Consider the following 18478-nt stretch of genomic DNA (forward strand, 5'->3'; position numbering starts at 1 on the left):
TCTGATTTTCCTCCATGGCAAGTGTTCGGCGGGCTCCCGTGTCAGGGGATGAGCACGATGGAGCCCGTCGTGCGCCGGGCCTCCAGGTCCTCGTGGGCGCGAGCGGCATCGGCCAGCGGGTACGTCGCACCGACCCGCACGTCGAGCGAGCCGTCGAGGACGGCCGCGAAGAGCTCGCCCGCGCGCCAGCGCCGCTCCTCGGCGTCGAGCAGGAAGTGGGCGAGGGTCGGGCGGGTGACCGACAGGGATCCGCCGGAGTTCAGGCGCTGCAGGTCGAACGGCGGCACCTGGCCGCTGGCTCCGCCGAAGAGCACCAGGGTGCCGCGGATGCGGAGCGACGCGAGCGAGCCGTCGAACGTGTCGCGGCCCACGCCGTCGTACACCACGTCGACCCCGCGGCCGTCGGTCAGCTCGCGCACCCGGACCGGCACGTCGTCGTACCCGAGCACGTGCGTCGCGCCGGCCGCGCGCGAGAGGGCGGCCTTCTCCTCGTTCGAGACGGTCGTGATGACCTCGACGCCGCGGTCGGCGAGCAGCTGCGTGAGCAGGAGGCCGACGCCGCCGGCGCCCGCGTGCACGAGCGCGCGATCCCCGGGGCCGGCCGGGTAGGAGCTCGTCGCGAGGTAGTGCGCGGTGAGGCCCTGGAGCGGGAGCGCCGCGGCGGTCTCCATCTCGACGCCGTCGGGGACGGGCAGGAGGGTCTCGGCGCGCACCAGCGCGTGCTGGGAGTAGGTGCCCTCCGCCTCCGCCGTGGCGACGCGGTCGCCGACGTGGACGCCGCTCACGCCGTCGCCGAGCGCCTCGATCACGCCGGCCGCCTCGGATCCCGGCACGTACGGGTGCGCCATCGGGTACACGCCGCTGCGCCGGTAGGTGTCGATGAAGTTGACGCCCGCGGCGTGCACGCGGATGCGCACCTCGCCGGGGCCGGGATCCGGCACCGGGCCGTCCGTCAGGGTCATGACCTCGGGCCCGCCGGGCCCTTCCACCTCGATGCGCGCGCTCATGGGTCCAGCCTGCCGTGTCCGCGGACCCCGAGTCACGCGTCCCGCGGCGGACCGTCCCTCTCGTCGTGCTCCTGCTCCTCGTCCCGCGCCCGCTCGGTGTCACGCTCGGCGATCTTCCGGCGGTACCCATCCATCGCCCGCTCGTCCAGCCTGTGACGGATCTCCTCGACGTCGGGCGCGAATGTCTCCTTCGTCAGATCCCTCACGGCCACCCACTTCTCGCGGAACTCGGCATCGGTGTCGCCGGGGCGCCAGGGGCGCGACCACGCGAGCTCGACCGTCTCCACCGCCGTCATCGCGGTCGCGAGTACCACGGAGGCCGTCCCGGGCAGGAGGAAGCCAGCCAGGGCGCATGCGCTCGTCGCACCCGCGAGCCATGGCACGAGGGCGAAGCCCCATCCGCCGGGGACCAGGCTGCGACGTCGAAGGACGAAGGGCCGTTCCGCCGCCACCGTCACGCAGATGTTGACTGCCGTGAGCAGGATGGTCCCGCCGATGATCGCGGAGAGAGTGGGGCTGCCGAGGCCGAAGATCCGAGTCCCCCCGAAGCAGATCACCACCACCAGTGGCATCTTCAGGAAGGCGACGGAGAAGTGACCGACGACCGGCGCCCAGACGGGTGGTGGCTCCCATGTCGAGGGCGCGCGGTCGTCGTGGAAGGGCTCGCCGGACTGCATGTCAGACGTCCATGGCGGCGGCGCCGAAGCATGCCGATACGACGCCGTCGACCCCGAGGAGCGCTTCGATGATCTGAGTCGCCTCTTCTCCCATCTCGGCGGCCGCCCGGCCGTAGCGGATGGCCAGATGGATGTCGTAGGCGCTGCCGAACAGCGCACGCGCCTCCCTGATGAAGCTCACCACCTTGAACACCGGCAATCCGTACTGCGCGATGACGCCGGCGATCGACGCGGCGCAACCGATCCAGTCGATGGTGAGTCGAGCCGTCGGAGCGGAGCCGCGGAGATCCGTCGCCAGCGCGCCGCGTCCCGTGCCGATGAGGTAGAGCGCGTCGTCCGCCGCTGAGGACCGGGCTGTGTCGCCGGTGTCCGACGAAGCAGTCACCCGATCGATCGCGCGGCTCAGACGCCGCTCGTAGTGCGGTGTCGTGCGGGGGTCGGCCGACTTGACGTCGTCGGGCAGAGCGTCCAGCACAGCGACGAGGCCGTCGAGGTCGGCGTCGCTCATGGCGGGGGCGGAGGCCAGGAGGGTTGCCGGTGTCGTCGGGGCGGCGCTGCCGACGCCCGCGTGCACGACCCTCGACTGGCGCTGCGCGGCTTCCGGCACGGTGCCGGGAACCGCTCCCACGGCTGCGGTCATGGCCCCGACCAGCGAGGCAGCGGTGACGACGAGCATCATCGTGACTGGACGCGCGGGGATGGGCATGTCCCTCCTTCGTGAGCAGGAGGGATCCCGGTTCGGGTGCGGATGACGGACGCCGCGGGATCGCCTCGGGATGGTCGCGCGCACCCTGGCCCGGGCGCCACCGGCGGCGGCGGCCTTCTCCACAGAATGTCCAGGCAGAGCATCCGCCGCCCAGGAATGCCGCCGCGACACACGCGGTTGGGCTCCCATAGGCTCGACGACGAGCAGGTGCGCGCGGCCCGGCCCCGCACCGACCAGGATCACGACGAAGGTGGAACCCATGGCAGGTCGCGTCTACGACGACATCACCCAGCTGGTCGGCGGCACGCCGCTCGTCCGGCTCAACCGGCTCACCGAGGGCCTCGACGCGACGGTGCTGGTGAAGCTCGAGTCGCACAACCCCGCATCCAGCGTGAAGGACCGCATCGGCGTCGCGATCATCGACGCGGCCGAGGCGTCCGGGCAGCTGAAGCCGGGCGGCACCATCGTCGAGGGCACGAGCGGCAACACCGGCATCGCGCTCGCGATGGTCGGGGCGGCGCGCGGCTACAAGGTCGTCCTCACGATGCCGGAGACCATGAGCATGGAGCGCCGCCTGGTGCTCCGGGCCTACGGCGCCGAGATCGTGCTGACTCCCGGCCCCGAGGGCATGCGCGGCGCCGTCGAGCGGGCGAAGCAGATCGTCGACGAGACGCCGAACGCCATCTGGGCGAAGCAGTTCGCGAACGCCGCGAACCCGCAGAAGCACCGCGAGACGACCGCCGAGGAGGTCTGGGCGGACACCGACGGCGCCGTCGACGTGTTCATCGCGGGCGTCGGCACGGGCGGCACCATCACGGGCGTCGGCCAGGTGCTCAAGGAGCGCAAGCCCGACGTGCGCATCGTCGCCGTCGAGCCGCTCGACTCGCCCATCCTGAACGGCGGCAAGCCCGGCCCCCACAAGATCCAGGGCATCGGGGCGAACTTCGTGCCCGAGATCCTCGACACCGAGGTGTACGACGAGGTCGTCGACGTGTCGCTCGAGGACTCCATCCGCGTCTCCCGCGCGCTCGCCACCGACGAGGGCATCCTCTGCGGCATCTCCTCCGGATCCATCGTCTGGGCCGCCCTCGAGATCGCCAAGCGCCCCGAGAGCGCCGGCAAGACGATCGTGGCGATCGTGTGCGACTACGGCGAGCGGTACCTCTCGACCGTGCTGTTCGACGACCTGCGCGACTAGGCGTGGGAGCAGTCGACCGCGTCGTCGAGGACCTCCGCTCCGCCCGCGCCCACGATCCGGCCGCGCGCGGGTACCTGGAGATGGTGCTCGGCTACCCGGGGCTGCACGCCGTGTGGCTGCACCGGGTGTCGCACGCGCTGTGGCGGCGGCGGATCCGGCTGCCGGCGCGCCTGCTCGCGCAGGTCGGGCGGGCGCTGACGGGCGTCGAGATCCACCCGGGCGCGCGCATCGGCCGACGGCTGTTCATCGACCACGGCATGGGCGTGGTCATCGGCGCGACGGCGGAGGTCGGCGACGACGTGCTCATGTACCACGGCGTGACGCTCGGCGGGAAGAGCCTCGTGCACGGCAAGCGGCACCCGACCGTGGGCGACGGGGTCACCATCGGCGCCGGCGCGAAGCTGCTCGGGCCGATCACGGTGGGCGCCGGCAGCGTCATCGGCGCGAACGCGGTGGTCGTGAAGGACGCACCCGCCGGATCCGTGCTCACGGGCATCCCGGCCGTCGAGACGGGGAAGCGGGTGGGCCGTGGGCCCGACGCGCACGTCGACCCGGCCTTCTTCGTCGACCCGGGGATCTACATCTGATGCCGGAGCGGGAGACGGCCGCCGGGGTGGACGGCGCCGCCGGGGCCGGCAGCGCCGCGGGGGCCGGCAGCGCCGCCGGACCGACGCCGACCGTCGAGCTCTCCACCCACGGCGTGGGACCGTGGCCGGGCGGGGCCGAGGAGTGGCCGGACGAGCCGCACCTGGACCCGGAGCTGCTCGAGCGCGGGGACACGCGCAACGTGATCGACCGCTACCGCTACTGGCGCATGGACGCGATCGTCGCCGACCTCGACGAGCGTCGGCACCCGTTCCACGTCGCCATCGAGAACTGGCAGCACGACATGAACATCGGGTCGATCGTGCGGAGCGCCAACGCGTTCGCCGCCGACACCGTGCACATCGTCGGCCGGCGCCGCTGGAACAAGCGCGGCGCCATGGTCACCGACCGCTACCAGCACGTCGTCCACCACGCGACGATCGCCGACCTGGTCGAGTGGGCGGCGGGCGAGGGCCTGCCGGTCATCGCGATCGACAACGTGGACGGATCCGTGCTCCTGGAGACCACGTCGCTCCCCGAGCGCTGCGTGCTCGTCTTCGGGCAGGAGGGGCCGGGCCTCAGCGACGAGGCGATCCAGGCCGCCGACATGACCGTGGCCATCTCGCAGTTCGGGTCGACCCGATCCATCAACGCGTCCGCGGCCGCCGCGGTCGTCATGCACGCGTGGGTGATGCAGCACGTCGCCTTCCCGGGCGGTGGAGCGGACTGACGCCGGGTGCGGGTGCGGCTGCCGGCCGCCCTGGCAGGATGACCCGGTGATGCATGACCCTGACCCCGGCCGTCGCCCCGCCCGCCGCCGTCCGGACGTGACCGGCCTGGAGCTCGTGGGAGGTCCCGAGGCGCTCGCGGTCCCGCTCCGCGAGCACGACCCGGCGTGGGCGGACGCCTTCCGGGAGCACCGCGCGCGGATCCTCGCCGCGGTCGGCGACGCGGCGCTCGCCGTCGAGCACATCGGCTCCACCTCCGTGCCGGGCCTCGCGGCCAAGCCCGTCGTCGACGTGGTGCTCGTGGTGCCGGACATCACGGCGGAGGAGGACCACGTGGCGCAGCTGGTCGCGGCCGGGTACGTCCTCCGGGTGCGGGAGCCCGGGCACCGGCTCGTGCGGACGCCCGCGCGCGACGTCCACGTGCACGTCTACGAGGCGGGCGCGGACGCGATCGAGGCCTACCTGCTCCTCCGCGACCGGCTGCGCTCCGACGTCGCCGACCGGGACCTGTACGCGCGCACGAAGCGGGCGCTCATGACGCGCCGCTGGGACGACATGAACGACTACGCGGAGGCGAAGTCCGAGGTCATCGGCGGGATCCTCGCGCGCGCACGGGAAGCGCGCCCGGCGGCGGCGCCGGCGCCCTAGGCGTCGCGGGAGGAGGCCGGGGCCGACTCCGACGCAGTCGGCTCGGACGCGGCCGGCCGGGGGAGGGACACCCACAGGTCGACGTCGTCGTCGGTGTCGAGGCCGAGCGCCGCGGCCGTCTCGTCGGGGGAGGACGCCACGAGGGAGATCGCCGTGCGGGAGCGGGGCTGCGCCGCCCGGATGACGATGCGGCGGGACCGGACGGGCCCCAGCAGCTCAGCCACCTCGTCGAGGAGCGCCCCGAGCGCGGCGGCCGGGACGTCGTCGAGGCCCCCGTCGTCGAGCACCTGCACGACCGCGCCGCGGCGCCGGTGACGGAGGATCGCGGCGCGCGTCGCGTCGTTGAGCAGCAGGCGGCCGCGGATCTCGTCGCGGAGGGTCTGCTCGACCACGCGGCACTCCGCGCGCGCGGCCGCGTCGAGGCGCCCGCCCTCGCGGATGATGCGCCCGAGCAGCGGCGCGACGTTGCGGTGCGCGGAGCGGAGCCGCGCGTGCCGCTCCTGCTCCGACGCGTCCAGCTCGGCCCGCCGGGCCAGCGTCTCCCGTTCCGCCGCGGCGGCGACGCGCGTCGCCTCGGTGACGCGACGGAGGGCGCGGTGCATCATCAGGCCGCCGATGACGAGGACCACCTCGCCGGCGAGCCCGAGGCGGATGATGCCCGCGGGGCCGGCCCAGATGCCGATCGCGACGACGAGGCAGGCGGTCGCGGCCAGGGGCGGGAGCCGCTGGCCCGCCATCCAGACCAGGGCGCAGCCCGCGAGGACGCCGCAGGTGAACCACGAGATCGTGACCGAGTCGACCTCGTCCGGGGAGACGCCGAGGGTCGCGACGCCGCAGATCACCGCCCCCACGGCGGCGAGCGACCAGGCCGTCCGGGTGCGCATCGACCCCCGGCGGGCTCCCCGCACGATCGAGGGCAGGACCGCGGTCCCGAGGATCGCCGCGAGGAGCGGACCGACCGCCTGGAAGAAGAACGCGGCCTCCGCGGTCGCGACGAGGACCGCCACCATGACGAGGGCGGTCAGCACCCCGGAGAGCGCGTGGCGCGGGATGAGCGTGACCCGGGTCGCGCCGGCCGCGCCGTCCATGCCGTCCGCGCCGTCCGTGCTGGCCGTGCTGTCCGGCATCGGGGCCGGCGGCGCGGGCTGCCACGAGATCACCACGGAGGTGCCGCGGCCCGGGGTCGAGCGCACGTCCGCCGACGCGCCGACGCGCTGCAGGCGCTCCACGATCGACACCCGGACGCCCAGCCGCGCCGGGGCGAGGCCCTGCGGGTCGAACCCGCAGCCGTCGTCGCTGATCCGGATCCGCAGGCCGCCGCCCGCCGTCGCCCACGCGGTCGCGGTGCGCACGGCGCCCGGTCCCGCGTGCAGCTCGCTGTTGGCGATCGCCTGCAGCATGGCGGACACGACGGCCTCCGCCACCGGGGACGGCAGCTCGATCGCCTCCGCGGCGGCCAGGTCGAGGTGCACCTGGCCGGCCAGCGGCGCGAGCTCCCGCTCCGCGGACGCGAGCGCCTCCGCGAACCGCACCGTCCCCGGGCTGCCGGCGAGCGGGTCCTGGGTGTCGGACACGATCTCGAGCGCGGAGCGCGCCATGGGCACCGCCCGGTCGCCGAGGCCCTGCGCGGCGGCGAGGAACGCCGCGAGCACGGTGTCGTGCAGCAGCGCGTCCGTCCGGACGCGCTGCGCCGCCATGGCGGCCGCGCGTCGGCTGCTCTCGAACAGCTCCTGCGCGCGGCGTCCGGCATCGTCCGCGCTCCGGGCCCGGACCCGCAGCTCCCGCACGCCCACGACGAGGCCCGCCGAGAGGATCGCGAGCCACACGCCCTGCGCCGCCAGGTGGGCGGACGGCATCCGGCCGGCGTGGACCGCGACCAGCAGCACGAGGACGCCGCCGCAGCCGATGCCGGCCGCCAGCGGGCGCCGCGTGCCGAGCGCGATGCAGCTGAGGACGACGGGCGACAGCCCGATGAGCCACGGGAGCGGGAACGGTCCGGGCAGGCCGGGCGCGCCGATCCGGAGCGGCTCGAGCAGGAGGAGCGCGGCGTAGACGGCGGGGACGACGCGCAGCCATCCGCGGGCGGGCATGGCCGGGCGGAGCAGGGCGAGCGGCACCAGGGCGACGAGGAGCGCCGCCAGCAGGAGGGCAACGACCGTGAGCGCCATCCCGGCCCCGGGATCGTCCACCAGGAGGCGGGGGAGGGACAGGAGGACGAGCAGGGGCGCGACCACGGCCGTCGTCCGGACCATGCCGCGCTCGACCCCGACCCGCAGCGACATCGGATCGCCGCCCGCCCCGGGCGCGCGTCCAGCGGGCCGCGCCGTCGCCGACGCGTCCCCGATGCGGCCGGGAGCGGGCAGGCCCGTCGGGGCGCGCGCGCTCGGCCGCGGATCCCCCACGGCCGCCATGCCCTCAAGCTAGGGCGTCGGGGCCGCGGGGACCAGCCCCCGTCCGGGCCGCACGGCTGCCCTGGCAGGCTGGCGTCGGGCGGACCCCGCCCGCACCGAGACGGGAGACCCATGACCGCCGTGACCCTGATCCGCTCCGTTGCCCTCTCCGGCGTCGCCGAGTACGCCTACGCCGCCACGGCCCCGGCCGACGCCCGGCTCGTCTTCCTCGCCGGATCCTGCCCCCTCGACGCCGAGGGCCGCACGGTCGGCGTCGGCGACCACGCCGCCCAGGCGGCCCGGTGCGTCGAGAACCTGCGCCTCGCGCTCGAGGCGGCGGGCGCGACGACGGCCGACCTCGTCAGCACCCGCGTCCTCGTCGCGTCGAGCCGGCAGGCCGACCTGGTCACGGCGTGGGAGGTGGTGCGCGACGCGCTCGCGCCGCACGACCCGCCGAGCACGCTCCTCGGCGTCACCGTGCTGGGCTACGACGACCAGCTCGTGGAGGTCGAGGCGGTCGCGGCCGTCGTCGACTGACGCGTCCACCGATCCGCGAGGACCGGGCTTGCTCCTGACGCAGCGTCATGTGGTCTGCTCGGAGAACATCCCGCCCCACCCCGAGAGGTCCGCCATGCACCCGTTCCCGGCACCACCCCGACAGGTCCAGATCGGCGACGCCGCCGCGTTCGTCGGCATCACGCCCCGGTCGATCCGGCACTACCACCAGATCGGCCTCCTGCCCGAGCCGGAGCGGGGCGCGGACGGCCGGCGCCGCTACGGCTACGAGGAGATCATCCGGCTGCTGTGGATCCGGCGCATGGCCGACGCCGGGATCGCGCTCGACGACATCCGCGACGCCTTCGACGGCGCCGCACCCGGCGGGCCGGCGCCCGCGCGCCCCGCGGACGACGGCCGCGCGCCCGACGGCGCCGGCGGCGACGGCGGCGCGGGCGGAGCCGACGGGATCGCCGACGTCCTCGCGCGGCTGGAGGACGCCCTCGCCGCGCAGGAGGCCGAGCTGCAGCGGCAGCGGGCCCGGGTGCAGCGCATGCGGACCCTCGGCGACCGGCTGGGACTGCTCGACGGCCTGGTCTCCGGCCGCCTCGAGGGCGCACCCGCGGGCTCGCTCCGGCAGGACGACCTGGACGTCCTGCTGGTCACCGAGCGGATCTTCGGTCCGCTCGGCGCCGCCGTGCAGGCCGGCCGCTTCCTCGCCCTGGCCGCCGACCCGGCGCTGCGCGCGGAGTCCGACCGGGTCGACGCCGCCGAGGAGGCCCTGGACGACGCGGTCGCCGTCGACGACCCCCGCGTGGCGCAGGTGGCGGCCGAGCGGCACGCCTTCGAGACCGCGCTGATGCGCGTCATCGAGGAGTCCGGCCAGCCGGAGGAGGACGACGCCCTCTTCGCGGCGTGGGACGCGGCGCACCCGCCCGAGGAGGAGGCCCCGGCGTCCCGCCCCCGGTCGACGGACGGCGCGCGCGCCCGGAGCGCGGCGGACGTCATCCGGAGCATGCCCTACGACCTCTCCCCGGCCCGCGTGCGCTGCATGGAGCTCGCCCTGCGCCTCGGCACGGAGGCCGCCGCGCCGACGACCTAGGCGGGCCCCGCCTGCGCTGCGCTGCGCCGCCGCGCCGCCGCGCCGCCGCGCCGCCGCGCCGCCCGGCCCGCGTGGTGCGCGCGCTCCCGGGCATCCGCTGAGGGACCGCCGGGACGGATGCGCCGCGATCCGTGGCGCATGATGGACATGCCGGTGCCGGCAGGTGCACCTCCACGCGCGCCGCGCCTGCGAGCCCGGACAGGACGTCGCGGGCGTCGCCGGCCGAGCCCCTTCCCGGGCCCGTCTCCCGGCTCGCCGCCGACGGGAGGATCCCGGGCCCGGGATCCGCCACGCAGACCGGGCGCATGCCCACGTGAGGAACCGCGATGAGCATGGAAGGCGCGGCCTGGAGCTCGCTCTACAAGATCTCGAGCACGCAGGGCGGCACGCACAGCATCTCCCGCGCGTCGGTGCGGCGGATCCTGACCTTCGCCGTGCCCTACCGGACCCAGCTCCTGGTGTTCATCTCGCTGTCCGTCGTCGGCGCGTTCCTCGCGGTCGCGACGCCCGTGCTCGCCGGCCAGGTGGTCGACGTCATCGTCGCGCGGGGCGAGGTCGCGACGATCGTCCGGCTGGCCGTCGTCATCGCCCTCGTGGCCGTCGCCGACGCCGCCGTGTCGCTCGTGACGCGCTGGTACTCGTCGCGCATCGGGGAGGGCGTGATCCTCGACCTCCGCACCGCGGTCTTCGACCACGTGCAGCGGATGCCGATCGCGTTCTTCACCCGGACGCGGACGGGCGCCCTCGTGAGCCGCCTCAACAACGACGTGATCGGCGCCCAGCAGGCCTTCAGCGGCACGCTGTCCGGCGTGGTCACGAACCTCGTCGCGCTGATCCTCACCCTCGTCGTCATGCTGAGCACGTCCTGGCTCGTGACGGTCCTCGCGGTGATCATGCTCCCCGTGTTCCTCATCCCCGCCCGGCGCATGGGCGGCCGGCTCGCCGCCCTCCGGCGCGAGGCCGCCGACCACAACTCCGCCATGAGCACCCAGATGACCGAGCGGTTCTCGGCGCCCGGCGCCACGCTCGTCAAGCTGTTCGGCCGGCCCGACGAGGAGTCCGAGGAGTTCCGCGTGCGCGCCGCCCGCGTCCGCGACATCGGGGTGCGGAGCACGATGCTGCAGTTCGTCTTCTTCACCGCGCTGATGCTCGTCTCCGCCCTCGCGCTCGCCCTCGTCTACGGGCTCGGCGGCTTCCTCGCGCTCGCCGGCCAGCTGGACACGGGCGAGGTGGTCACCCTGGCGCTCCTCCTCACGCGCCTCTACGCGCCGCTGACGAGCCTCGCGAACGCACGGGTCGAGATCATGAGCGCGGTGGTCAGCTTCGAGCGCGTCTTCGAGGTGCTGGACCTCGAGCCGCTCATCCAGGAGGCGCCGGACGCCGTCGAGGTCCCGGCGGGCCCGGTGGCCGTGGAGTTCGACGACGTGCGCTTCGCCTACCCCTCCGCGGACAAGGTGTCGCTCGCCTCCCTCGAGGAGGTCGCCACGCTGGACACCCGGGGCGGCGAGGAGGTGCTGCACGGCGTCTCGTTCCGCATCGAGCCGGGGCAGACCGTCGCCCTCGTCGGCACCTCCGGTGCCGGGAAGTCCACGATCGCGCAGCTCCTCTCGCGCCTGTACGACGTGGACAGCGGTGCCGTGCGCCTCGCGGGGACGGACGTGCGGGACGTCACCTCCGCGTCCATGCGGGGCACCCTCGGCATGGTGACGCAGGACGGCCACCTGTTCCACGAGACGATCCTGTCCAACCTGCGCCTCGCGCGGCCGGAGGCGACCGACGACGAGGTGTGGGACGCCGTCCGCCGCGCGCGGCTCGAGCCGCTCGTCCGGTCCCTGCCGGACCAGCTGGACACCATGGTGGGCGAGCGCGGCTACCGGCTCTCCGGGGGCGAGCGCCAGCGCATGACCATCGCGCGGCTGCTGCTCGCGCAGCCGCGCGTCGTCATCCTCGACGAGGCGACGGCGGCGCTCGACTCGACGTCGGAGGCCGCCGTGCAGGCGGCGCTCAGCGAGGCGCTCGAGGGGCGGACGGCGATGGTGATCGCCCACCGCCTCTCCACCATCCGCAGCGCGGACCTGATCCTCGTGGTCGAGGACGGCGCGATCGTCGAGCGCGGCACGCACGACGAGCTCCTGGCCGCGGGCGGCCGCTACGAGGAGCTGCACCGCACCCAGTTCGCGGTGCGGGAGGCGGTCGCGCCGGACGAGCAGGCGCGCAGCGGGGCCTAGGCGCGATCGCGGATCAGAGGGCGGTGGCGCGCCAGGCGTCGACCGCGGCGAGCAGCTCGGCCCGGCGGTCCTCCGGCAGGAACGACGCCTCGAAGGAGTTGCGGGCCAGCAGGGCGATCCGGTCGTCGTCGAACGCGTGCGCCGCGCGCAGCTGGCGGAGGTTCTCGCCGAGGTAGCCGCCGAAGTACGCCGGGTCGTCGCTGTTGACGGTCGCGATCACGCCGCGTTCGAGGAGCTCCGGCAGGGCGTGCTCGTCGAGGGTCCCGACCACGCCGAGCCGCACGTTGGAGAGCGGGCAGACCGTGAGCGGGATCCGCTCGGCGACCAGCCGGTCCACGAGCGCGGGGTCCTCGAGGCAGCGCACCCCGTGGTCCACCCGCTCCACGTGCAGCAGGTCGAGCGCCTCGTGGACGTAGGACGGCGGGCCCTCCTCGCCGGCGTGGGCCACGGCGTGGAGGCCGAGCTCCCGGGCGCGCGCGAAGACCTCGACGAACAGGGACGGCGGGTAGCCGACCTCGGCGGAGTCGAGGCCGACGGCGAGGAGGTCGTGCGCGCGGTGCGCGACGGACTCGAGGGTCGCCATCGCCTCCGCCACCGGCCGGTCGCGGAGGAAGCTGAGGATGAGGCCGCCCGAGAGGCCGTGGCGCACCCGCGCGTCGCGGAGCGCGTCGAGGAGGCCGTCGATCACGTCGCCGATCGGGACGCCCCGCATCGTGTGCGCCTGCGGGTCGAACGACATCTCCACGTGGCGGACGCCGTCCGCGGCCGCCCGCTCCAGGTACGCGGCCGCGAGGTCGTGGAAGTCGCGGCGCGTCCGGAGCACGGCGGTGCACGCGTAGTAGAGGTCGAGGAACGACTGCAGGTCGGTGAACGCGTAGCGGGAGCGGAGGTCCTCGATGCCCGCGTACGGCAGCTCCACCTCATTGCGCTCGGCCAGCTCGAACACCAGCTCGGGCTCGAGCGTCCCCTCGACGTGCAGGTGCAGCTCGGCGGTGGGCGGGTTCGTGGCGATCATCCGTCCACGCTAACGGGAGCCCGCTCGTAGGCTCGTCGGGTGGAGGCGTTCGAGGTCCGGGTGCGCGGGGAGCGCTGGCGGATCGCCGAGCGCGCGCCGGCGGGGGCGACGCCGGCCTACGACCTCACCTGGCTGAGCGGGCCGGGCGGCGGTGAGTACGGGTTCACCATCGGGGGAGGGCGGCTCACGCGCGAGCAGCTGGTCGCGGAGGCGACCGCGTTCGTGGACGGCTCCTCCGAGCCCGGCGGGATCGGCGAGGACTTCCCGGGCTTCGTCCCCGTCCGCTGCCGCGACGCGGGGTGAGGGCGCGGCGGGACCGCCGCGACGCACGGGCCGTCTGCGAGCATGGCCGCATGGATGCCCACGCCGAGCCCGACCTGGTCCCCGAGCTGCTGGTCACCGACCTCGCCGCGAGCCTCGCCTTCTGGCGCGACCTCTGCGGCTTCGCCGTGGTCTACGACCGGCCGGCCGAGGGCTTCGCGTACATCGCCCGCGGCGGCGCGCACCTCATGCTCGAGCAGTCCGGCATCCTCCGGAAATGGGTGACGGGGCCGCTGGAGCGGCCGTACGGGCGCGGGATCAACCTCCAGGTCGCCGTCGAGGACGCCGACGTCGTCGCGGAGGCGCTCACCGCGGCGGGTGTCGCGCTCTACCTGGAGCCGGAGACGACCTGGTACCGGATCGGCGAGGAGGAGGCCGGCGTCCGCCAGCTCCTCGTGCAGGATCCCGACGGCTACCTGGTGCGCTTCCAGTCGTCGATCGGGCAGCGACCGGCGCAGGATCCTCCCGTCGACTGACGCGGTCACGGTCGCCGTCGCGGCGCCGGCCGCGCGGCCTACGCCGCGCCCTCCCGCGCGGGGCCGCGGCCGACCGCCTGCACGACGGCCGCGCCGACCAGCACGAGCAGCACCACCGCTGCCGAGGCCGCGTACACCCCGCGATACGGCGCGGGGAGGCCGCCGAGCCCGGCGATGAGAAGCCCGGCCAGGACGGATCCGACCCGCCGCGTGTTCGTGAACAGGCCGGACGCGAGGCCGGGGTTCGCGAAGGCGTCCTGGAACACGGTCAGGCCGACGCCGGCCACCGACGCGAAGAACCACGCGTTGAGCGGCTGGAGGGCGAGCAGCTGCCACGGCTCCCGGGCGGCCGCGGCGAGCCCGTAGTACAGGATCCCGCAGGCCCAGCCGGTGCCGAGCAGGAGACGGGTCGACGTCCCCTCGTGCAGCCGGCCCATGACGAGCAGCGCGGGGATCTCCACGAGCGCCGCGGCGCCCAGCACGATGCCGGCCCAGGCGATCGGCGCGTCCAGGTCATCGGCGACGAACAGGGCCAGCACGGTGACGGTCGCGCTGTTCGTGGCCTGCAGCAGGGTGAACGCCGTCACGACCCGCCACCTGGACCAGCCGCGCAGCTGCGCGAGGAGCGACGGCCGGACCGCGGCCGGGTCGCGCGCGGGCACCGGCCCACGGCGGCGGAGGAGGAGCAGCGCGGTGACGACGTTGACGCCGCTGATCCCGAGGAGGAGCAGGAGGGCCGACGGCGTCCCGGCCGCGCCGGTCACGAGCGTCGCGAGCGGCGGCCCGACCACCCAGGCGGACGAGACGATCGCGCGCGTGCGGATGATCCGGGCGGGCGGCGCCCCCTCGTGGCGCAGCTGCGCGAACAGGAGGGTCGAGCCCACGCCGGGCGGCCCGCCGAGGACGACGAGGGCGATCACGGCGACGGGCAGCGCCGTCGTCACCGAGAGGACGACCACCAGGGCGACCCCCGTGATCGCGCAGATCACGAGGGGGCGCAGGTAGTCGCCGCGGCGGTCCGCGAGGGTCGGGATCAGCAGCGACGCCACGAAGCCGCCCGCGTTGTAGACGCCCAGGACGACGCCCACCTGCGCGGGGCTGGCGCCGCAGAGGGAGACGAGGAGCACGGCGAGGAGCGGATTGAGGACGGCGAACTGCAGCGCCCAGGACCACGCGGCCGTCGGCCACAGGAGCCGCCCCGGGTCCGGGTGCCGCAGGTGCCAGGGATCCGCGTCCGAGCCGCTCCCGCCCGCCGTCGCCATGACGCCACTCAAGCGGGTTCCGGGCGGGGGCGCCAGTGCCGCCTCCCGGGCCGCCGCGCCCGCGGTGCACCCGGGCGCCCGCGCGGTGATCCGCGAGGCCGCGCGCTTCCCGGCGCGACGAGCCGGTCGTAGGCTCCGGACCAGGCGGCCGCGACCGCCCGGAGGAGGCGACGATGACGCGAACGGTGCGGTTCGACCACGTGGGGATCACGGTCCGGGACCTCGAGGGGGCGATCGCCTTCTTCGTGTCGCTCGGCCTGGAGGTCGAGGGGCGCACGGTGGTGGAGGGCGGCTTCATCGACACGGTGACGGGCATCCCGGACGCCCGGTCCGAGATCGCGATGCTGCGGACGCCCGAGGGCGGCACCGCGGTGGAGCTGTCCTCGTTCGCACGGCCCGAGGCGGTGCCCGGGTCGCCGCGCGCGCTCGCGAACGAGCTCGGGATCCGCAGCGTGGCCTTCGAGGTCGACGGGCTGGCGGCGCGCGTCGCGGCGCTCGCCGCGGACGGCTACGTGCTGATCGGCGGGATCGGCGAGCACGAGGGCGTCTGGCGGATGGCCTACGTGCGCGGCCCCGAGGGCATCACGGTGGCGCTCGCGGAGCGCATCGGCTGAGGGCGGCGCGCGGAGCGGCTCACGCGTCGCCGCCCGCGAGCGGGCGGCCGCCGTCGAGCCGGGCGACGATGGCGCGGAGCGCGTCCGCCTCGATGCGCAGGGCGTCGGCGCCGCGCGAGGTGAGGGCGACCCAGGCCTTGCTGCGGCGGCCGTCGTAGCCGCGGCGCGTGGTCACGTAGCCGGCGCTCGACAGGACCTCGAGGTGCCGCCCCAGGTTCCCGTCGGTGAGGTCGAGCGCGCTCTTGAGGAACCGGAAGTCGGCCTCGCCGGCCTCCAGCAGCACGGTCAGGATCCCGAGGCGGGTGCGCTGGTGCACGGCGTCGTCCAGCGATCGGAAGGAGGCCGCGTGGTCGGACGCCTCCGCGGGGACGGGGTCAGGCACGCGGCGCCCGCGTGATCCGGTCCTCCCGGCGCCAGGCGAGGAGCCCCATGCCGAGCACCGCGAACCCGATGATCAGGAGCACGACGTCGTCCGCCGACGCGCGGATGAGCGGGTCGCCGGTGACGAACCGGCCGTAGGGCGCGATGGCGTCCTCGAGGAGCGGACGGCTGAGGGGGATGGCGACGACCGCGACGACCGCGCCGGTGATCCACTGCCGACGGTCCTCCAGGCGCCACCCGACCGCGAACAGCAGCACGCCGAGGAGGAACGCGGGTCCGAGCAGGAACGGGACGATGAGGAGGGTCGCCGCGGCGCACGCGACGAGCACCACGACGCCGATGCGCTCCCTGCCCATGCCGAGGCCCTGGCGGGCGGAGACGACCCGCAGGGCCAGCCAGAGGGCGACCGCCGCGAGGACCGTGACCACGGATCCGGACACCGGGCCGGCGACGGGCAGCGCGCTGCCGACGAGGAGCGCGACCAGCGCCACGGCCGAGCCGACGACGATGAGGGGGATCGAGGACACGCGCCGCAGGGCGTGCACGCGCGCGTGGAGGTCGATCGTGCGCGTCGTCATGGTGCTCCTCCATCGGTCGCTCTGTGGTGCAGAGCCTCTCACTCTGCGATGCAGAGCGCAATGGGGGAGGGCGGTCGAGGGCCGTGACCGCGGCGCGCGGCTCGCGGCCGCAGGGACGCGCGGAGGCGGCGCGCCGGCTAGGGCGCGGGCTCGCCCGCCGGCCCGGACGGGGCGTCCGCTCCCGCGCCCGCCGCGGGCTCGCCCTCCCAGGACTCGAGCTCCCAGTCCGTCCCCGATCCGACGAGGACGACGACGCCCGTGTTCTCGAGCGGGTGGTCGGCGACGACGGCCGCGTCGACGCCGTGCGCGCGGAGGCCCGTCCACGAGCGGATGGCGGCGCCGTGGCTGACGAGCGCGACCGTGCCGTGTCCCGAGGCCTCCGCCTCGGCGACGACGGCGTCGAACCGGGCCGCGAACCCGCGCCCCGTCTCGCCGCCCGCCAGGCGCAGGTCGTGCTCGCCGTCGACCCACCGGACCATCGTCTCGACGTACTCCGTGACGGCCGCCCGGTCGCCGCGCATCTCGAGGTCGCCGGAGGAGATCTCGCGGATGCCCGCGCTCTCGACCGGCGTGAGGCCGAGCGCCCGCGCGAGCGGCGCGGCCGTCTCGTGCGTGCGCCGCATGGTGGAGACGTGGATCCGGCCGATGTCCTCGCCCTGGAGCGCACCCGGCAGCAGCGACGCCTGGGTGCGGCCGAGCTCGGTGAGCCCGGGGCCGGGGATGCGGGTGTCGAGGAGGCCGGCGACGTTCGAGCTCGTCTGGCCGTGGCGGATCAGGATCAGGCGCATGACCCCGACGCTACCGGGAGGCGCCGCGCGCCTCGGGGGGCGGCGTGGCGCCCGGGCGTCAGAACCGGACGGGGAACGCGTCGCGGCGCCCGCGGAGCGTGAGGAGGAGGGCCACGACGCCGAAGCCGACCATCACGCCGGGCAGCACGAGCGCGTCCGTCCGGGAGAGGAGGCCCGCGCCGAGGATGCCGGCGGCGAAGATCGCGACGTTGAAGGCCACGGGGAGGAACGAGTTCGCGACGTCCGCGTCGTCGCCGCCCGCGGTCGTCAGCGCCGCCTGCATCTGCGCCGACGAGCCGCCGAAGGCGAGGCCCCACAGCACGGCCGCCGCGAGCACCGCGGGGGCGGAGGCGCCGCCCACCAGGAGGACCACGCCCGCGAGGACGAAGACGGCGACGCTGCCGTGCACGACCGGGCGCGGGTGCCGGTCGAGGAGCGCGCCGGTGAGGACGATGCCGCCGATGGACGCGACCCCGTAGACGAGGAGCGTCACATCGGCGCCCAGGCCGGAGCCGCCCGCGCGGAGGTACGGCGCGATGTAGGTGTAAAGGGTGTTGTGGGCGACCATCCACGCGGCGATGACGGCGAGGATCATCGCGATGCCGGGGACGCGGATGACGCGGCGGAGCGGCAGGCGCACCGTGGCGGGGACCGCGGGCGCGTCCGGCACGACGGTGAGGACCAGGGCGAGGACCACGACGCCGAGGAGGCTGAGCCCCGCGAAGGACCAGCGCCAGTCGAGGGCCGTGCCGAGGAAGGCCCCGAGCGGCGTGCCGAAGGCGAACCCGACCGGTGCGCCGGCCGAGACGATCGCGAGGGAGAGGCCCGCCCGGTCGGGCGGGCTGATGCGGCGCCCGTAGGCGGCGAGCATCCCCCAGATGGTGCCGGAGAACGCGCCGGCGACGAACCGGGAGGCGAGCGCGACGCCGATGCCGGGGGACAGGGCGGTGACCGCGTTCGCCAGGACGAGGCCCACGAGGGCGACGGCCAGGAGCGGCCGACGGCGCATGCCGCGCGTCAGGGTGATGGCCGGCACGGTGACGATGACCGTGCCGAGCGCGTAGGCGCTGATGAGGAGCCCGACGCTGCCCTCGTCGGTGCCGAGGCCGCCGGCCATGACGGGGAGGAGGCCGGCGGGCATCGTCTCCATCGCGACCAGGATGAACCCCGTCGTCGCGAGGACGACGAGCGAGACGAGCGGCAGCCGGCGGATCGGCGCGGCGGGCGCGGGCGCGGCGCCGCGGACCGGGGCGGTGGGGGACGTCATGGGTGGCCTCTC

General features: G+C 75.2%; 20 protein-coding genes. 10 read left to right on the forward strand and 10 right to left on the reverse strand.

Features of this window, described 5'->3' with window-relative positions; genetic code table 11:
* Positions 1-41: 41 nt before the first annotated feature.
* From AC07VC_RS12435 to AC07VC_RS12445, 3 genes are read right to left on the reverse strand one after another with little or no spacing between them, the layout of a single operon-like run.
* Complete coding sequence (locus AC07VC_RS12435) at positions 42-1007, reverse strand: quinone oxidoreductase family protein (protein ID WP_494675129.1); 966 nt, start codon at positions 1005-1007, stop codon at positions 42-44.
* A gap of 32 nt (positions 1008-1039) precedes the next feature.
* A complete protein-coding gene (locus AC07VC_RS12440; RefSeq protein ID WP_494675130.1) occupies positions 1040-1684 on the reverse strand; it encodes a hypothetical protein in 645 nt (214 codons plus the stop codon).
* A gap of 1 nt (position 1685) precedes the next feature.
* On the reverse strand, positions 1686-2390 hold the full coding sequence (locus tag AC07VC_RS12445; protein WP_494675131.1) for a hypothetical protein: 705 nt from the start codon (positions 2388-2390) through the stop codon (positions 1686-1688).
* 259 nt (positions 2391-2649) lie between these two features.
* On the opposite strand from AC07VC_RS12445, the gene cysK reads away from it, so the two are divergent.
* The 4 genes from cysK to AC07VC_RS12465 are packed head-to-tail and all read left to right on the forward strand — an operon-like array spanning position 2650 to position 5549.
* Entirely contained in the window at positions 2650-3588 is a 939-nt protein-coding gene (gene cysK, locus AC07VC_RS12450; RefSeq protein WP_494675132.1) for a cysteine synthase A, read from the forward strand.
* 2 nt (positions 3589-3590) lie between these two features.
* Positions 3591-4175, forward strand: coding sequence for a serine O-acetyltransferase EpsC (epsC, locus tag AC07VC_RS12455; RefSeq protein WP_494675133.1), 585 nt, complete (start codon positions 3591-3593; stop codon positions 4173-4175).
* Complete coding sequence (locus tag AC07VC_RS12460) at positions 4175-4903, forward strand: TrmH family RNA methyltransferase (protein WP_494675134.1); 729 nt, start codon at positions 4175-4177, stop codon at positions 4901-4903. The genes epsC and AC07VC_RS12460 overlap by 1 nt, the downstream gene beginning before the upstream one ends.
* A gap of 49 nt (positions 4904-4952) precedes the next feature.
* Positions 4953-5549 (forward strand): GrpB family protein, encoded by a 597-nt coding sequence (locus AC07VC_RS12465; protein WP_494675135.1) that lies wholly within the window; start codon positions 4953-4955, stop codon positions 5547-5549.
* Here AC07VC_RS12465 and AC07VC_RS12470 read toward each other — a convergent pair.
* On the reverse strand, positions 5546-7960 hold the full coding sequence (locus tag AC07VC_RS12470; RefSeq protein WP_494675136.1) for an ATP-binding protein: 2415 nt from the start codon (positions 7958-7960) through the stop codon (positions 5546-5548). The genes AC07VC_RS12465 and AC07VC_RS12470 overlap by 4 nt on opposite strands.
* 111 nt (positions 7961-8071) lie before the next feature.
* On the opposite strand from AC07VC_RS12470, the gene AC07VC_RS12475 reads away from it, so the two are divergent.
* The 3 genes from AC07VC_RS12475 to AC07VC_RS12485 all read left to right on the forward strand — a co-directional run bounded on the left by AC07VC_RS12475 (position 8072) and on the right by AC07VC_RS12485 (position 11764).
* Entirely contained in the window at positions 8072-8476 is a 405-nt protein-coding gene (locus AC07VC_RS12475) for a RidA family protein (protein ID WP_317229202.1), read from the forward strand.
* A 94-nt stretch (positions 8477-8570) separates the two neighbouring features.
* Positions 8571-9536: a MerR family transcriptional regulator gene (locus AC07VC_RS12480; protein ID WP_494675137.1), complete on the forward strand. Its 966-nt coding sequence runs from the start codon at positions 8571-8573 to the stop codon at positions 9534-9536.
* Between the two features lie 326 nt (positions 9537-9862).
* Positions 9863-11764, forward strand: coding sequence for an ABC transporter ATP-binding protein (locus tag AC07VC_RS12485; protein ID WP_494675138.1), 1902 nt, complete (start codon positions 9863-9865; stop codon positions 11762-11764).
* 13 nt (positions 11765-11777) lie between these two features.
* On the opposite strand, the gene AC07VC_RS12490 is transcribed toward AC07VC_RS12485, so the two are convergent.
* Complete coding sequence (locus tag AC07VC_RS12490; protein ID WP_494675139.1) at positions 11778-12779, reverse strand: adenosine deaminase; 1002 nt, start codon at positions 12777-12779, stop codon at positions 11778-11780.
* Positions 12780-12818: 39 nt separating this feature from the next.
* Between AC07VC_RS12490 and AC07VC_RS12495 the strand changes: the two genes are divergently transcribed.
* Both AC07VC_RS12495 and AC07VC_RS12500 read left to right on the forward strand, forming a co-directional pair.
* Positions 12819-13082 (forward strand): hypothetical protein, encoded by a 264-nt coding sequence (locus AC07VC_RS12495; RefSeq protein ID WP_494675140.1) that lies wholly within the window; start codon positions 12819-12821, stop codon positions 13080-13082.
* Between the two features lie 50 nt (positions 13083-13132).
* Positions 13133-13576 carry a bleomycin resistance protein gene (locus AC07VC_RS12500; RefSeq protein WP_494675141.1) on the forward strand — a complete coding sequence of 148 codons (444 nt, stop codon included), beginning with the start codon at positions 13133-13135 and terminating at the stop codon, positions 13574-13576.
* A 38-nt stretch (positions 13577-13614) separates the two neighbouring features.
* Here the strand turns inward: AC07VC_RS12500 and AC07VC_RS12505 are convergent, their stop codons facing one another.
* Positions 13615-14838 carry an MFS transporter gene (locus AC07VC_RS12505; protein WP_494675142.1) on the reverse strand — a complete coding sequence of 408 codons (1224 nt, stop codon included), beginning with the start codon at positions 14836-14838 and terminating at the stop codon, positions 13615-13617.
* A gap of 173 nt (positions 14839-15011) precedes the next feature.
* Here AC07VC_RS12505 and AC07VC_RS12510 point away from each other — a divergent pair, with 173 nt between their 5' ends.
* The gene (locus AC07VC_RS12510; protein ID WP_494675143.1) at positions 15012-15452 is read left to right on the forward strand and encodes a VOC family protein; all 441 of its coding nucleotides are present in this window, start codon (positions 15012-15014) and stop codon (positions 15450-15452) included.
* Between the two features lie 19 nt (positions 15453-15471).
* On the opposite strand, the gene AC07VC_RS12515 is transcribed toward AC07VC_RS12510, so the two are convergent.
* The 4 genes from AC07VC_RS12515 to AC07VC_RS12530 all read right to left on the reverse strand — a co-directional run bounded on the left by AC07VC_RS12515 (position 15472) and on the right by AC07VC_RS12530 (position 18466).
* Positions 15472-15834, reverse strand: a complete 363-nt coding sequence (locus tag AC07VC_RS12515) for a transcriptional regulator (RefSeq protein WP_494675144.1) — start codon at positions 15832-15834, stop codon at positions 15472-15474.
* On the reverse strand, positions 15827-16411 hold the full coding sequence (locus AC07VC_RS12520; protein ID WP_317230473.1) for a hypothetical protein: 585 nt from the start codon (positions 16409-16411) through the stop codon (positions 15827-15829). Before AC07VC_RS12520 ends, AC07VC_RS12515 begins: the two co-directional genes overlap by 8 nt.
* Positions 16412-16548: 137 nt before the next feature.
* Entirely contained in the window at positions 16549-17199 is a 651-nt protein-coding gene (locus AC07VC_RS12525) for a histidine phosphatase family protein (protein WP_494675145.1), read from the reverse strand.
* A gap of 58 nt (positions 17200-17257) precedes the next feature.
* Positions 17258-18466 (reverse strand): MFS transporter, encoded by a 1209-nt coding sequence (locus AC07VC_RS12530; RefSeq protein ID WP_494675146.1) that lies wholly within the window; start codon positions 18464-18466, stop codon positions 17258-17260.
* Between the last annotated feature and the right edge of the window lie 12 nt (positions 18467-18478).

This window comes from Clavibacter sp. GW821-FHT01D01 (genome assembly GCF_059422605.1).